Annotated in this window: 14 protein-coding genes; all 14 read left to right on the top strand. The window is 48.0% G+C overall.

Going from position 1 to position 13,932, the window contains the following annotated elements; translation table 11 throughout:
• The first annotated feature begins 15 nt into the window (after nt 1–15).
• The 14 genes from ACTRDR_RS06895 to proB all read left to right on the top strand — a co-directional run bounded on the left by ACTRDR_RS06895 (nt 16) and on the right by proB (nt 13,912).
• Nucleotides 16–921: a hypothetical protein gene (locus ACTRDR_RS06895; protein WP_176862812.1), complete on the top strand. Its 906-nt coding sequence runs from the start codon at nt 16–18 to the stop codon at nt 919–921.
• Nucleotides 921–1,400 (top strand): 23S rRNA (pseudouridine(1915)-N(3))-methyltransferase RlmH, encoded by a 480-nt coding sequence (gene rlmH, locus ACTRDR_RS06890; protein ID WP_440526639.1) that lies wholly within the window; start codon nt 921–923, stop codon nt 1,398–1,400. The genes ACTRDR_RS06895 and rlmH overlap by 1 nt, the downstream gene beginning before the upstream one ends.
• A 37-nt stretch (nt 1,401–1,437) precedes the next feature.
• On the top strand, nt 1,438–2,073 hold the full coding sequence (locus ACTRDR_RS06885; RefSeq protein WP_440526619.1) for an endonuclease III domain-containing protein: 636 nt from the start codon (nt 1,438–1,440) through the stop codon (nt 2,071–2,073).
• Nucleotides 2,074–2,111: 38 nt separating this feature from the next.
• Nucleotides 2,112–3,416 carry a pyrimidine-nucleoside phosphorylase gene (locus ACTRDR_RS06880; protein ID WP_440526618.1) on the top strand — a complete coding sequence of 435 codons (1,305 nt, stop codon included), beginning with the start codon at nt 2,112–2,114 and terminating at the stop codon, nt 3,414–3,416.
• Between the two features lie 33 nt (nt 3,417–3,449).
• Nucleotides 3,450–3,728 (top strand): YabP/YqfC family sporulation protein, encoded by a 279-nt coding sequence (locus tag ACTRDR_RS06875; protein WP_440526617.1) that lies wholly within the window; start codon nt 3,450–3,452, stop codon nt 3,726–3,728.
• A gap of 31 nt (nt 3,729–3,759) precedes the next feature.
• On the top strand, nt 3,760–5,004 hold the full coding sequence (locus ACTRDR_RS06870) for a sporulation protein YqfD (protein ID WP_440526616.1): 1,245 nt from the start codon (nt 3,760–3,762) through the stop codon (nt 5,002–5,004).
• A 7-nt stretch (nt 5,005–5,011) separates the two neighbouring features.
• Nucleotides 5,012–6,013, top strand: a complete 1,002-nt coding sequence (locus ACTRDR_RS06865; protein ID WP_440526615.1) for a PhoH family protein — start codon at nt 5,012–5,014, stop codon at nt 6,011–6,013.
• Between the two features lie 2 nt (nt 6,014–6,015).
• Nucleotides 6,016–7,188 carry a hypothetical protein gene (locus tag ACTRDR_RS06860; RefSeq protein WP_440526614.1) on the top strand — a complete coding sequence of 391 codons (1,173 nt, stop codon included), beginning with the start codon at nt 6,016–6,018 and terminating at the stop codon, nt 7,186–7,188.
• On the top strand, nt 7,172–7,687 hold the full coding sequence (gene ybeY / locus ACTRDR_RS06855) for an rRNA maturation RNase YbeY (protein ID WP_176862799.1): 516 nt from the start codon (nt 7,172–7,174) through the stop codon (nt 7,685–7,687). The genes ACTRDR_RS06860 and ybeY overlap by 17 nt, the downstream gene beginning before the upstream one ends.
• 33 nt (nt 7,688–7,720) lie before the next feature.
• Nucleotides 7,721–9,322, top strand: a complete 1,602-nt coding sequence (locus ACTRDR_RS06850; RefSeq protein WP_440526613.1) for a hypothetical protein — start codon at nt 7,721–7,723, stop codon at nt 9,320–9,322.
• A gap of 97 nt (nt 9,323–9,419) precedes the next feature.
• Nucleotides 9,420–10,079 carry a hypothetical protein gene (locus tag ACTRDR_RS06845; protein WP_440526612.1) on the top strand — a complete coding sequence of 220 codons (660 nt, stop codon included), beginning with the start codon at nt 9,420–9,422 and terminating at the stop codon, nt 10,077–10,079.
• Nucleotides 10,080–10,097: 18 nt separating this feature from the next.
• Nucleotides 10,098–11,321: an aminoacetone oxidase family FAD-binding enzyme gene (locus ACTRDR_RS06840; RefSeq protein WP_176862793.1), complete on the top strand. Its 1,224-nt coding sequence runs from the start codon at nt 10,098–10,100 to the stop codon at nt 11,319–11,321.
• 16 nt (nt 11,322–11,337) lie between these two features.
• Entirely contained in the window at nt 11,338–12,978 is a 1,641-nt protein-coding gene (locus ACTRDR_RS06835; RefSeq protein ID WP_440526638.1) for an NAD(P)/FAD-dependent oxidoreductase, read from the top strand.
• A gap of 64 nt (nt 12,979–13,042) precedes the next feature.
• Nucleotides 13,043–13,912 (top strand): glutamate 5-kinase, encoded by an 870-nt coding sequence (proB, locus tag ACTRDR_RS06830; RefSeq protein WP_440526611.1) that lies wholly within the window; start codon nt 13,043–13,045, stop codon nt 13,910–13,912.
• Nucleotides 13,913–13,932 lie beyond the last annotated feature (20 nt).

The following is a 13,932-nucleotide window of genomic DNA, read 5'->3' as shown; positions in this document are numbered from 1 at the left end:
GGATGGTGTTAGCATATGGCATGGTGTCCGAAATGTAAAAATGAATATCGGGAAGGGATCACCGTATGTCCCGATTGCGGAGAAACACTGGTAAGTGAGGAAGAATTGACGGACTTTACTTCCGTGCTGTTCGGTGAACAGGATGAGATGGAGAAGTTAAAAGACTTCCTTACATACAATGGCGTGGAAAAAAGTAAACTTGTCTATGATGAGACAGAGCAGGTCTATGAACTGTTTGTAGATGCAAAGGACGAGAAAAAGGCGAAGACCATCGCCAGAGTTTTCTTAGAGCAGCAGGAAAAGGAACGCAAGGAGAATGTCGCAGAGGAAGAAGCAGCGGTAGACGAATTCCTGATGCCGGACGGAGATGAAGCATCGGAAGAAAAGCCAAATTCTGTGGAACTATTGAAAACCGCATCCACACAGGGTGGTCTGACTTATATGAACAGTGGTGCCAAAGCAGAGGAAAACAGATCCTCTGCCTGGGTACTGTTAATTGTGGGTGTTTTGGGAATCTTGGTGATGGCCCTTGGAATTGCAGGAGTACTACCCTTTAACATCGGGAACCCATACATGTTCTACGGGGTCATGAGTGCTGTATTTATCCTCTTCATTGTTATGGGCGTGGTGTCCATGCGTAATGCAAAGCTTTTCGAGAAAAAGGCAGAGTCCGAGAACTCTCTGGTAGATACCTTGCTTAAATGGAGCGAGGAAAACCTGACTGCGGAAAAAATCGACGCGCAGATCGAAAATGCAGCAGATACTCCCGAAGAAGCCCTGTATTATAAGAGATTTGAAGTCATACGCAACCAGATAAACCATCAGTTCATGAATTTGGACCAGCAGATGCTGGAGAATCTCATTGACACGAAGATCTACGAACAGATCTTCCCGGATACTGACGGAGCAGAGGAAGAATGATCAAAATATCCATCATATGTGTAGGGAAGATCAAGGAGAAATTTTTCCGTGATGCCATTGACGAATACAGCAAACGGCTGAGTCGTTACACGAAGTTGAACATTATCGAAGTGGCGGATGAGATGACACCGGATGGAGCAAGCACTGTTCTGGAAGATCAGATCCGTGAAAAAGAGGGAGCCCGCATTCTTGCAAAGCTGCCCCAGGATGCTCTGATCGTGACACTGGAGATCGCCGGCAAAAATTATTCTTCCGAAGAGTTTGCTGCGTGGATCGAGGACTGCAGTGTCCGTGGAAAAAGCCACATCTGTTTTGTCATCGGTGGCTCCTTAGGACTGCACAATAGCGTCTGCAGGAAAGCGGATCTGGCACTTAGTTTTTCCAAAATGACCTTTCCCCATCAGCTGATGCGTGTGATCCTGTGTGAACAGATCTATCGGGCGTTCCGGATCATTCAGCACGAGCCTTACCATAAGTAAAAGTTTTGTAACTATTTTAAACAAGAGTGACGAAAATATGACAAAAAAACAACGTGCATTAGAAATCATAGAACGTCTGAAAAAAGAATACCCGGATGCCGGATGCACTCTGGATTACGATCAGGCATGGAAGCTGCTTGTCAGCGTCCGTCTCGCGGCCCAGTGTACCGATGCCCGGGTAAATATCGTGGTGGAGAAGCTTTACGAGAAATTCCCGGATGTGGATGCCCTGGCGGATGCTCCGGTGGAAGAGATCGAGGCAATCGTAAAGCCCTGCGGCTTAGGTCACAGCAAGGCGAGAGATATCAGCGCCTGCATGAAGATTCTTAGGGATAAATATCAGGGGAAAGTGCCGGATGACTTTGACGGGCTGCTGTCTCTGCCGGGAGTAGGCAGGAAAAGTGCCAATCTGGTCATGGGGGATGTCTTCGGTAAGCCCGCCATCGTGACGGACACTCACTGTATCCGCCTGGTGAACCGTATGGGACTGGTAGACGGTATCAAGGAGCCTGCCAAGGTGGAGAAGGAGCTGTGGAAGATCATTCCGCCTAAGGAAGGCAGTGATTTCTGCCACAGACTGGTATATCACGGAAGAGAGGTATGCACTGCCAGAACCCATCCCTATTGCGAGAAATGCTGCATCCGTGATATCTGTAAAAAAGTCGGTGTATAAGAGTTGGTGGTAATGTTGCCGCAGACAGGAGGAAGCCTATGAGAATGTATGACATCATCATGAAAAAGAGAAACGGCGGAGAGTTATCCAAAGAAGAGATTCACTTTTTTATTGAAGGCTACACGAAGGGAGAGATACCGGATTATCAGGTGTCTGCTCTGATGATGGCAATTTATTTTCAGAAGATGACGGAGCGGGAGACTTACGAACTTACCATGGCCATGGCACATAGCGGGGAGATGCTGGATCTGTCCAAAATCCATGGCTGTAAAGTAGACAAACACAGTACCGGCGGCGTGGGTGACAAGACTTCTCTGGCACTGACTCCCATGGTGGCTGCCTGCGAAATCCCGGTGGCCAAAATGAGCGGCAGAGGACTGGGCCACACCGGAGGAACCATTGACAAGTTAGAGAGCTTCCCCGGATTTACCACAGCACTTACCGCAGACCGCTTTATTGAAAATGTCAATAAGATCGGGATCGCCATTATGGGACAGACGAAAGACCTGGCACCGGCAGATAAAAAGCTGTATGCCCTGCGGGATGTGACGGCCACCGTGGACAATATGTCCCTGATTGCCAGCTCCATCATGAGCAAGAAGCTGGCAGCCGGTGCGGATGCCATTGTGCTGGATGTCAAGACCGGCAGCGGTGCTTTTATGAAGAGTCAGGATGATGCATTTGCCCTGGCGGAAGAAATGGTCAAGATCGGTAAAAATGCAGGCAGACAAACCATTGCCGTAGTCTCGGATATGGATCAGCCGCTGGGGCGTGCTGTGGGAAACGCTCTGGAAGTAAAAGAAGCCATTGCAACCCTGCGGGGAGAAGGACCGGAGGATTTTAGAGAACTCTGCATGGTACTGGGCAGTCAGATGCTGCTTGCCGGTGGCAAGGTGGAGAATGCCGAAGAGGCAAGAGGAATGCTTACTAAAGTCATCGAAGACGGCAGTGCCTTACGGAAATTGGAACAGTTCGTGGAAGCCCAGGGGGGTGACCCGTTGGCAGTAACGAACCCCGAACTCCTTCCTAAGGCATCGATGGTAGTGCCTGTCTGTGCGGACAGAGACGGTTTCGTGGGAAGAATCGCCTGCGAGGACATTGGCATCTGTTCCCTGCTGTTGGGCGGAGGAAGAGAGACCAAGGAAAGTACGATCGACCTGTCGGTAGGTATCGTATTAGAGAAGAAAAAGGGAGATGCTGTGAAAAAAGGCGAGGTTCTCGGGTATCTTCATGCCAATGATGAACAACGTCTGAAAGCGGCAAAGGAGAAATTCTTAAATGCTTACTGCATTACCGACAGCTGCCCCCAAAAGGAGCCTCTGATCAAGGGGATTTTGCAGTAACATATTTCGGTGCTCTTCGTCATATAGTTTTATATGAAAATGAGAAGAGCACAACAGCAAAAAGAAAAATGGATCAATTCCCTGCAGCTTCCCAAGGATGTCTGTATGGGAGCGCTGCGCGTGACACTTACCGGCAACTGTGAAGTCTGGATCGAGAATTACAGAGGGATTTTGGAGTATACCGGCGAACGGATCCTGCTGCAGGCGAAGACCTGTCAGGTGTGTCTGGAGGGAAGCCGGCTTTCCATCGACTATTATACCAATGAAGATATGAAGATCAGCGGAAATATCAGTACGCTACGCTATTTATAGATCATTACTGGTAAACGGAGGTCGTCTGGAAATGACGGAATGGATCAAACGTCTGCAGGGATATGTGAAAATTCGTGTATGGGGATTTGCACCGCAGCGGTTTATCAATCTGTGCAGTAATAAGGGTGTATTACTGTGGAACATTGAAAAGCAGGATGATATTTATACGATGTGTGTCAGTCTGAAAGCTTTTTATCAGCTGCGTCCCATCGCCAGAAAAACAAAAGTAAGGGTAGTCATATCGGAAAGATGTGGACTACCTTTTTTAGTGCCCGGAATGCTTAAAAGAAAGGTATTTTTTGCAGGCTTTTTTCTGACAGCAGCGTTTTGGATTCTATCTTCTTTTTTCATATGGGATATCCGGGTCTCCGGAAATTTACAGGTGACGGAGGATGTTTTTTTAAAATTTCTGGAGCAGGAAGGCGTACATACCGGAATGTGGAAAAGCAATCTGGACATCGGAGAATTGGAAAAACAGATCCGCCGCAATTTTCCACAGGTCACCTGGACCTCCGGACGACTGGACGGAGTACGTCTTTTTATTGAACTGAAGGAAAATGATATGCCTGTTCCGGAAGAAACTGTTGCAGATCCTAAGACAGGCAGGGATCTGGTGGCACAATACGACGGTGTGATCACGGAGATGATCGTTCGAAGCGGTGTGCCAAAAGTAACCACCGGCAGTGAAGTAGCAAAGGGGGACATTCTGGTGGAAGGCAGGATCCCCATATATGCGGAGGATGGCACCGTAAGGGAATACCGGCCGGTAGTATCGGACGCAGATATCCGGATGGAACACACCGGTACTTTCCAGGCGTATCTGCCGGCGGATTATATCCAAAAACAGTACACAGGGAGGGAAACAAAGTATTATTTTATTCGCTTCGGCGACATAGAGTGGAGACCGAAGGCGGAGCCCGGGTATCTGCAATACGACAGCATCCTTGACACCTGTCCGGTAAAAGTACTGGAATATCTGCATGTTCCCTGCACACTGTGTAGGATCACTTATAGAGAGTATCAAAAAACAGAATATTCCTATACGACACAGGAAGCAAAAACTGTTTTACAGAAAAAAATATTGGACTTTCTCGAAAGTTTAGATGAAAAAGGGGTACAAATAATCTCGAAAGATGTTAAAATAGAAACAAAGTGCGCCGGATGGACTGCTCACGGAGAATTGACATTACGCGAGGCGGCGGGAGTGCTTACAGATTCCGTGCCGGAGATGGTCGAAGATCTGCGTACGGAAGATACTGATGGAAATGAGGAATAAGGCATAAATGGGTGTGACAACAATCAGTTTTGAGATGGATACGGAACAGATGCGTAAAATATTCGGCATGCAGGATGCCTATATCAAGAAGCTGGAACAGGATTTTCAGGTGACTATCGTGGACCGTAACGGCAGCGTTGTGATCACCGGAGAGGAAGAGAATTCTTCGAAGGCATCCCGGGTATTGAAACAGTTGACTGCCCTGTCGGATCATGGCAATGAGATCGAAGAACAGAGTGTGGATTATGCCATTGAAATGGGAAAAGAGGATCAGGAAGATAAACTGATGGAAATGGATGCGGACTGCATCTGTCATACCATCAGCGGCAAACCGATCAAGCCAAAGACTCTGGGACAGAAAGCTTATGTGGATGCCATCCGCAAGAATATGATCGTATTCGGACTGGGACCTGCCGGTACCGGTAAGACTTACCTGGCCATGGCAATGGCGATCACAGCATTTAAAAATAACGAGGTCAGCCGTATCATACTGACCAGACCTGCCATTGAAGCCGGTGAAAAGTTAGGATTTTTGCCCGGAGACCTGCAGAGTAAGGTAGACCCGTACCTGCGTCCGCTATATGACGCGCTGTACCAGATCATGGGTGCTGAGAGCTTTGCCAAAAATATGGAAAAAGGTCTGATAGAAGTGGCACCTCTTGCTTATATGAGAGGCCGTACTCTGGACAATGCCTATATTATCCTGGATGAAGCGCAGAATACCACCCCGGCGCAGATGAAAATGTTCCTGACCCGTATCGGGTTTGGCTCCAAGGTGATCGTAACCGGTGACTCTTCCCAGAAGGATCTTCCCGTGGGAGCAAAGTCCGGTCTGGATGTGGCGACGAGAGTCCTTAAAAATATTGACGACATTGCTTTCTGTAATCTGACCAATAAGGATGTGGTTCGACATCCGCTGGTACAGAAGATCGTAAAAGCATACGATGATTATGAAGCCGGGAGCAAAAGAAGCCCTAAGTTAAAGCATACGGACAAGGGAAAAAGATAAGTATGAAAACGGAAAACAAAAACGGTCTTTTGGTATTTCTGCTGCCGGAACTTCTGACAGTTTTGGCGGGAAGTGCCGGGGTTTACGGGCTGGGGATTATTGCCAGACAATTATCGGCGGAAAATGCATTGCGGGATGCGGTGATGACAGCACTGGGATTTGCTGTGGCAGGTTTTTTCCTTCGAAGGGAGACCCTGGACGATCATTTGGATTATGATAATGCAGATCATCCGATCCGGTTTTGGATCGTGGTCTGGTGCTGCCTTTTGTTTTCTCTGGCATGCGTTTTTTTGCCGGCGGGAGGATGGCCGTTCCCTGCGGTGTTTGTAGTATTATCGTTATTTGGCAATCTCCCTGTGGGAATTCTGTTTTCCTCAGTGTTTTTAATGATTGCTGCGTTTGAAGGACAGTCTGCCGGCATTTTCTTTTTGTATTTTATCAGCGGTATTTTCGCAGCCTGTCTGTTTCAGCATCTGGAAGAGGAATTTTCCATTGCGATACCCTTATTTTTATCCCTGTTGTGTCTGCTTTTGTGTGAAACGGCCAATATTGTATTGCTGACCAATGAACATCTTACGTTGGAACAATTCCTGGTACCGGCGGCAAATCTGATCATCTCGGGAATCCTGCTTTTGGGAATACTGAAAATCTTCTCGGGAATGGTGGTCTACAAGGACAGAGTGCGGTATCTGGATCTGAATGACACGGAGAACCAGACGCTTTCCCAGTACCGGAAAACGGATCGTGCAGAGTATTTTCTCTGTATACATACGGCGTATTTCTGCGAGCGTATTGCCGTCAAACTGGGAATGGACAAGGAGGCACTGAAGTGTGCGGGGCTATACCATAAAAAGTGCTGGGATCAGATGACAAAGGAAGGCGTGGAATTCCCGAAAGGGGCTCGGACGATTCTAGAAGAATACACAACGAACAAAAAATATCACCACAAAGAGACAGTGGTATTGTATTGTTCCGATGCGATTGTCAGTGCGGTTTTGTTGCTGCTTCAAAAGGAGCCTGACAAGAAGCCGGATTATGACCAGGTCATTGATAAGATATTTGAACGCATCTGGCAGAAAGAAATCGTCAGTGAATGCGATATGACGCTGCATGACTGGAAACGGATGCAGAAGATATTTAAGGAGGAGAAACTGTATTATGACTTTTTACGTTGAAAATGAAACCGGGGAGAGCTTTTCCGAAGGGACAGAGGCGTTTCCTGTGGAGGATACGGTAGAAAAGGTAGCATGTGCTGTACTGGATATGGAAGGCTGCCCTTATGAGGTACAATTAAATGTTCTGCTCACCGATAACGACGGCATTCACGCATACAATAAGGAATACCGTAACATTGACAGGGAGACGGATGTGCTGTCTTTCCCCAATCTGGACTTTGACAGACCCGGTAATTTTGAGATCTCCGAAGACAGAGAGGCGGATTATTTTGATCCGGATACGGGAGAACTGATTCTGGGAGATATTATTATCTCCGTGGATCGCATAAAGGAGCAGGCAGAGAGCTACGGACACAGCAGAAAAAGAGAATTTGCGTTCCTGGTAGCCCACAGTATGTTGCATCTGTGCGGATATGACCATATGGAAGAAGACGAAGCGAAGGTAATGGAGGCTAAGCAGGAGCAGGTTCTTTCATCCCTTGGAATTACAAGAGATTAAAAAGGGCGTGTAATACACGTATAGGTAACCGAAATGAATCAGGTAGAGGTAAAAAGAAAACAGATACAATTTTTCGCATATGCTCTGGCGGTGATCAATGTCTGGATATTCGGAAGGAAACTTGGCAATAACGGGCTGGCTTATCTTACGGCGGCTTTATTGGTGTTTGCATTTTTCTGGATCCTTACGGGGAAGAACATTCCTGACCGGATGGGGAAGCTTCTTCGCGGAAGAAGTGCCAAAGGACAATATAAAAATGTATCGATAATGCGTAGAAATATGATGCTGTTCCAGATGGCTGCCGGACTTTTGGCGGCGTTATTTTGTGCAGCTGCTGGATATACGGTATTGGAAAAGATATTTCGCATCCCCTACGGCAGTATGATCTTATGGATTCTTTGCCCTGCGTTATTTTTCAGATGCATTCAATCCGTGTTTCTCGGATGTTTCCAGGGGGAAGGATCGGAGATGCCCTCCGCTGTGTCTTGTGTGCTTCGTCAGGTATTTTATCTGGGACTTGGTCTTTTATTCTTAGGAATCTTCGGCAATTACGGAGAAAAAGTAAGTCTTCTTCTGAAAAGGGATGATTTCACGGCAATGTACGGAGCCATGGGGGTGGCTTTGGGTATTCTGATCTCGGAGCTTTTAGTGACGCTGTTTTTATTCGTGATCTACCGGGGCAGCATGTCGGGAAGAAGAGCGAACGAGAACGGGATGAAGGGAACCGACAGCTTTGCGGGGCAGATCGGATCTCTGTTTCCCGGAATCGGCGGAGATATTTTAAGACAGCTTCTTTTCCTGCTGCCGTTATGGCTGGGACTCATTCTGTTTCAGAGACAGTCGCAGGATATTTATGCATCAGCAGAACAATACGGAGTGTTTGCCGGAAGATATCTGGTGACGCTGCTTTTCCCCACGTTGATATTGTATGCGGGAATGCTGTCTTGTATTGCCAGGACCTGCGCTCATCTTAAGAAAAAAGAAGACCGGTTTGCAAAATCCGTGTTTCAGGCAGGTATGCAGGGTGTTTTCCTTCATGGAATGTTTTTTACCATAGTGACCGCTGTGTTGGCATTACCGATTGCCCAGACCCTGGATAACGCCGTTTCCACACAGCTTGCGGATATGTTCGCCAAAGGCTCCTCAATTATTTTGTGGCTGCTTTTGCTCCTGTATTGCTCGGAAATCCTTAAGATGACAGGAAAGGGTTATCTTGTCCTTGCAGGATACGGCATTATGGATATTGTTTTTGTGATAGCGGAAACAGTGCTTTTAAATTTGGAAAATGCCGGAAGCTTAAGTATTGTGCTGGGCAGTGTCATAAGTATGGCATGCGGTGCCGTGTTCTTATGTGTGATTGTCTGTCTGCAGATGAAGACATGGCCGGACGCCCTTAGGAGTCTGGCAATTCCCGTCGGATGCAGTCTTGCCTGCGGTCTGCTGGCGTTCGGGCTGGAGAAGATTATGCTTCCCCGTTTGGGAGCAGTGGTGACGGTACTCTTGGAACTGGTGATTACGCTTTTGCTGTACTGGTTTTTGCTTATTATGTTACGATGCTTTAAGGGATCCGATTTTTCCTATATTCCCTGCGGCCGGCTGATGCGTAAGCTTGGGAAAATACTCCGGCTGATTTAAGACTTTCCCAAAGCGGGTTGGCAGGATGTATATTTTCCAAAAAATAACTGATACTGATACAAAGAATGAAACATTGACACCAGGGATGTGAGGCAGTATGAAATTTGTAAAACGTATCAGTTACTTTTTTGTGGTTCCGGTCTTTTTCCTGGGACTGGGAATATATCTCGGCGTCTGGGGAATCCATTTTTTCTATCCGGGTCTTTGGTATGATATGAATGATACAGCTAAGCCACCGTATGTTGTAGATGAGACAGTGACAGACGAAGAGGACAATTCACCACCAGCGAGTGTGGCTGTGGCTTCTTCCGGGGAGACACTGTGTGCGGATACGGAATATGTGCTGGAAGAGACCGATATTCTCCGGGGGACTAGCGTTGAGACCTCCTGGAAGATTCCGCACAAATATATCGGTATGGATCGGGAGAACTTTTTGGAGACCATGGATCTGTATGCCGAACATCCGCCACTTTCGGAGATTGAGCGGGGATTTGTGGGGCTGGAGGTATTGTCATTTTCCAGGGAGAGAGTGGTGGTCCGCATGGATTACCGGTATGTGCAGCCCAGTGAAAGTTATTATCTGGCGGTGACGGATCATGAAGTGGTGGTATATTTAGAGGACCGGACCACGGTATATATCAATACGGGAATTGCACTGGAGGATCTGCCGGAGACTTTGCAGCTGCAGATCATGGACATGCTGTTCGTCCCGGATGAAGAGACATTGTATGATTTTTTGGAGACTTATTCCTCTTAAATAAAGGTGAAGAAACAGATGAAGAAACAGATAGGTGTGATCGGCGGCGGAGCTGCCGGTATGATGGCAGCGATAACTGCTGCAAGAGAAGGCGCTAAGGTGACGATCTTCGAGCGCAATGACCGTGTAGGGAAGAAGATATTACAGACAGGAAACGGAAAGTGCAATCTGGGCAACCGGGCACTTTCTGTGGAATGTTATCACGGCACTGATCTGCAGTGGATCGGAAAGGCACTGGAACGGTTTGACACAGAAGATACGATCCGCTTCTTCCAAAGCATCGGGCTGATGGTAAAAGAAAAAAACGGATATCTCTATCCGGTCTGCGAACAGGCGGCTGCTGTATTGGATGTACTGAGGTATGAATTACAGGCGCTCGGCGTGGAGATTGTATTTTCGTGTAAGATTACAAAAGTAGAACGGATGGATTCCGGGAAGCTGCTTGTCAGTGACGGGGAAAAAGAGTGGATGTTGGATGCGGTGATTCTGACCTGCGGAGGTAAAGCAGCTCCTGCCACCGGATCGGATGGCAGTGGATTTAAGCTTGCGAAGAAGCTGGGACATACCTGCACACTTACGGTTCCGGCACTGGTGCAGCTGCGTTGTCAGGAAACGGATCTGCTAAAAGGTATCGCCGGGGTCCGGACGGACAGCGAGATCCGTTTCCTGTGTGACGGAGAGGAAATCAGCAGAGAGCGTGGAGAATTGCAGTTGACGGATTACGGTATCTCCGGCATTCCGGTATTCCAGTTAAGCAGCAGTGTGAACTACCGGCTCAGAGAACGCAGAGAATGTGTGGCACAGATTGATTTTCTGCCGGAATTGTCAAAAGAAGAATATCGTAAATTACAGGAGAACCGTAAGCTGCTTTTGGGAGACCGGACAGCGGAGGAATTTTTTACCGGTATAGTACATAAAAAGCTGACTTCGACACTGCTAAAGCTGGCGGGGATCCGTCTGGCAACGCCCATGCGGGAGATCCCGGAGGAGAAGATCCGCAATTTCTATGGGCTTTGCAGGAACTTCAGACTGCATATTACAGAGAGCAATCCCTACGAGAATGCACAGGTATCTGCAGGTGGAGTCGCAGTAACGGAAGTAAAAGAGACGATGGAATCCAAATACTGTGCCGGCGTCTATTTTGCAGGAGAGATCCTGGATGTGGACGGCAGATGCGGAGGTTACAATCTGCAATGGGCATGGAGCAGCGGATATCTGGCAGGATATCATGCAGCACAATAACAGGAGTAAAATGATTATGATCAGACTGAACCAGCTAAAGCTTCCGGTGAATCATACCGAAGCGCAGCTTATGAATAAGACGGCACAGATCTTAAGGATTCCGGAAGCGGAGATCCTTGAAATTGAGATCGTAAGGCAGTCACTGGATGCCAGAAAAAAACCGGAGCTTTTCTACAGTTATAGCGTAAATGTGACGGTGAAAAGAGAGCAAAAAGTATATAAGGATGCGGTTCACAGACTGGGAAAGGCAAATGTAGCGCTTGTAGAAAAGACAGAGTATCATTTCCCGGATGGCGGCACACAGCCGCAGAAACATCCTACTGTGATCATCGGTATGGGACCGGCAGGATTATTTTGTGCCTATTACCTGGCACAGCACGGATATGCACCGGTGATCTTAGAGCGCGGCGAAGACGTGGATACCAGACAGGCGGATGTGGAAGCGTTCTGGCAGACGGGAAGGTTAAAACCGGATTCCAATGTACAGTTCGGGGAAGGCGGCGCCGGAACTTTTTCCGATGGTAAATTAAATACACTGGTAAAGGATAAATACGGCAGAAATACGGAAGTGCTGAAAACCTTTGTTCGTCATGGCGCCGATCCGTCGATTGTTTACCAGGCAAAGCCTCATATCGGTACGGATGTCTTGAGCAGAGTCATAAAAAGCATGCGGGAAGAGATCCTGCGTCTGGGTGGTGAGGTTCGTTTTAAGAGTCAGGTGACAGAGATTAAAACGCAGAACGGGCAGGTCACCGGAGTCATCGTAAACGGCAGGGAAGAGATTCCCTGTGAGCAGGTGGTACTGGCTCCGGGACACAGTGCCAGAGATACTTTTGCTATGTTATATGAGAAAAATTTCCCCATGGCGTCGAAACCTTTTGCAGTTGGATTCCGCGTGGAGCATCCACAGAACCTGATCAATAGAAGCCAGTATGGCGCAGAACATGTGAAAGAGCTGGGGGCTGCTGCCTATAAAGTAACGGCGAAGACAAGTTGTGGCAGAGGTGTTTACTCTTTCTGTATGTGTCCCGGAGGCTATGTGGTCAATGCATCCTCGGAACCCGGGCGGCTTGCGGTCAACGGTATGAGCTACAGCGGCCGTGACGGAAAAAATGCAAACAGTGCCATTATCGTAGCGGTTACTCCCGAAGATTACGGCTCCGATCACCCGTTGGCGGGAATCGAATTCCAACGCAGACTGGAGCAGCGAGCCTACGAACTGTGTGACGGAAAACTTCCGGTTCAAAGGTACGGAGACTTCAGGGAAAAGGTCACCGGAGAACTCTGTAAGATACAGAACGGACCTAAGGATGACTTGTGGGATAACTTGGAACCGCAGTGCAAGGGAGCGTTTGCATGGGCGGATCTTACGGGGATCCTTCCCGGGGAGTGTAACCAGGCATTCGTGGAAGGAATGGACAGCTTTGATAGGCAGATCAATGGTTTTGCCTCTCCGTCAGTGATCCTGACGGGAGTGGAGAGCCGGACTTCTTCCCCGGTGCGGATCGAGCGCGATGAAAATTTACAGTCCGGGATCCGTGGGTGTTACCCCTGTGGGGAAGGCGCCGGATATGCCGGAGGAATCACCTCTGCGGCGATGGACGGTATCCGTGTGGCGGAACAGATCGCATCACAGTTTGCTCCGTTACAGCGTTGACGTACGGAGCAAAATAGTATATTATGCAGATAATCCATAGTTTGTATGCAGAAAGGCAAGCAACGTGAATAACATAAGGGAACAGATTAAGAACAAGAAAAGAATCGTTATTAAGATCGGTTCTTCTTCTTTACAGCATGCTGAGACAGGAGATCTGGATTACATCCGTCTGGAGAAGTTAGTCAGAGAACTCTGTGATATCAGTAATCAGGGGAAGGAAGTCGTGCTGGTGACTTCCGGCGCCATCGCAGTTGGTAAAAAAGCTGTAAATTTAAAAACGATAGAAGGAAAGACCCAGGCAGAAGCTATGGCAGTGAAACAGGCATGCTCCGCCATCGGTCAGGCGAGACTGATGATGGCTTATCAGAAGCTGTTTGCGGAGTACAATCATGTGGCAGCACAGATTTTGATGACAAAAAATACCATCGTGGACAATCTGAACCGTTACAATGCCCACAATACCTTTACCCAGCTGTTGAAAATGGGTGCAATCCCGGTCGTCAATGAAAATGATACCGTAGCAACCTACGAGATCGAGATCGGTGATAACGATACCCTGTCCGCTATTGTGGCGGCGCTGATCGATGCGGATCTTCTGATCCTTCTGTCGGATATCGACGGTCTCTACACCGATGATCCCAGACAGAACCCGGAGGCGGAATTTATCGAACAGGTGGATGAACTTACGGATGAATTCATGAATATGGGTAAAGCTACCACCGGCAGCAATGTAGGTACCGGAGGCATGAATACCAAAATGATCGCTGCGAAGATCGCCACCAGCTCCGATGTGGATATGATCATTGCCAACAGCAGAGACATCGGTGTGCTGCACCGGCTGTTAGAAGGGGAGAACGAAGGTACCCTGTTCGTGGCACATAGGGACGAAGCCTTTGACCTGCCGGGCTTTGTCGAAAATCTACATAAAAATTAATGATGAAGAGTCACACGACT

The organism is Simiaoa sp. (genome assembly GCF_051972595.1).
Lineage (GTDB): Bacteria > Bacillota > Clostridia > Lachnospirales > Lachnospiraceae > Acetatifactor > Acetatifactor hominis.
This window is presented reverse-complemented; position numbering and strand designations above follow the sequence as displayed.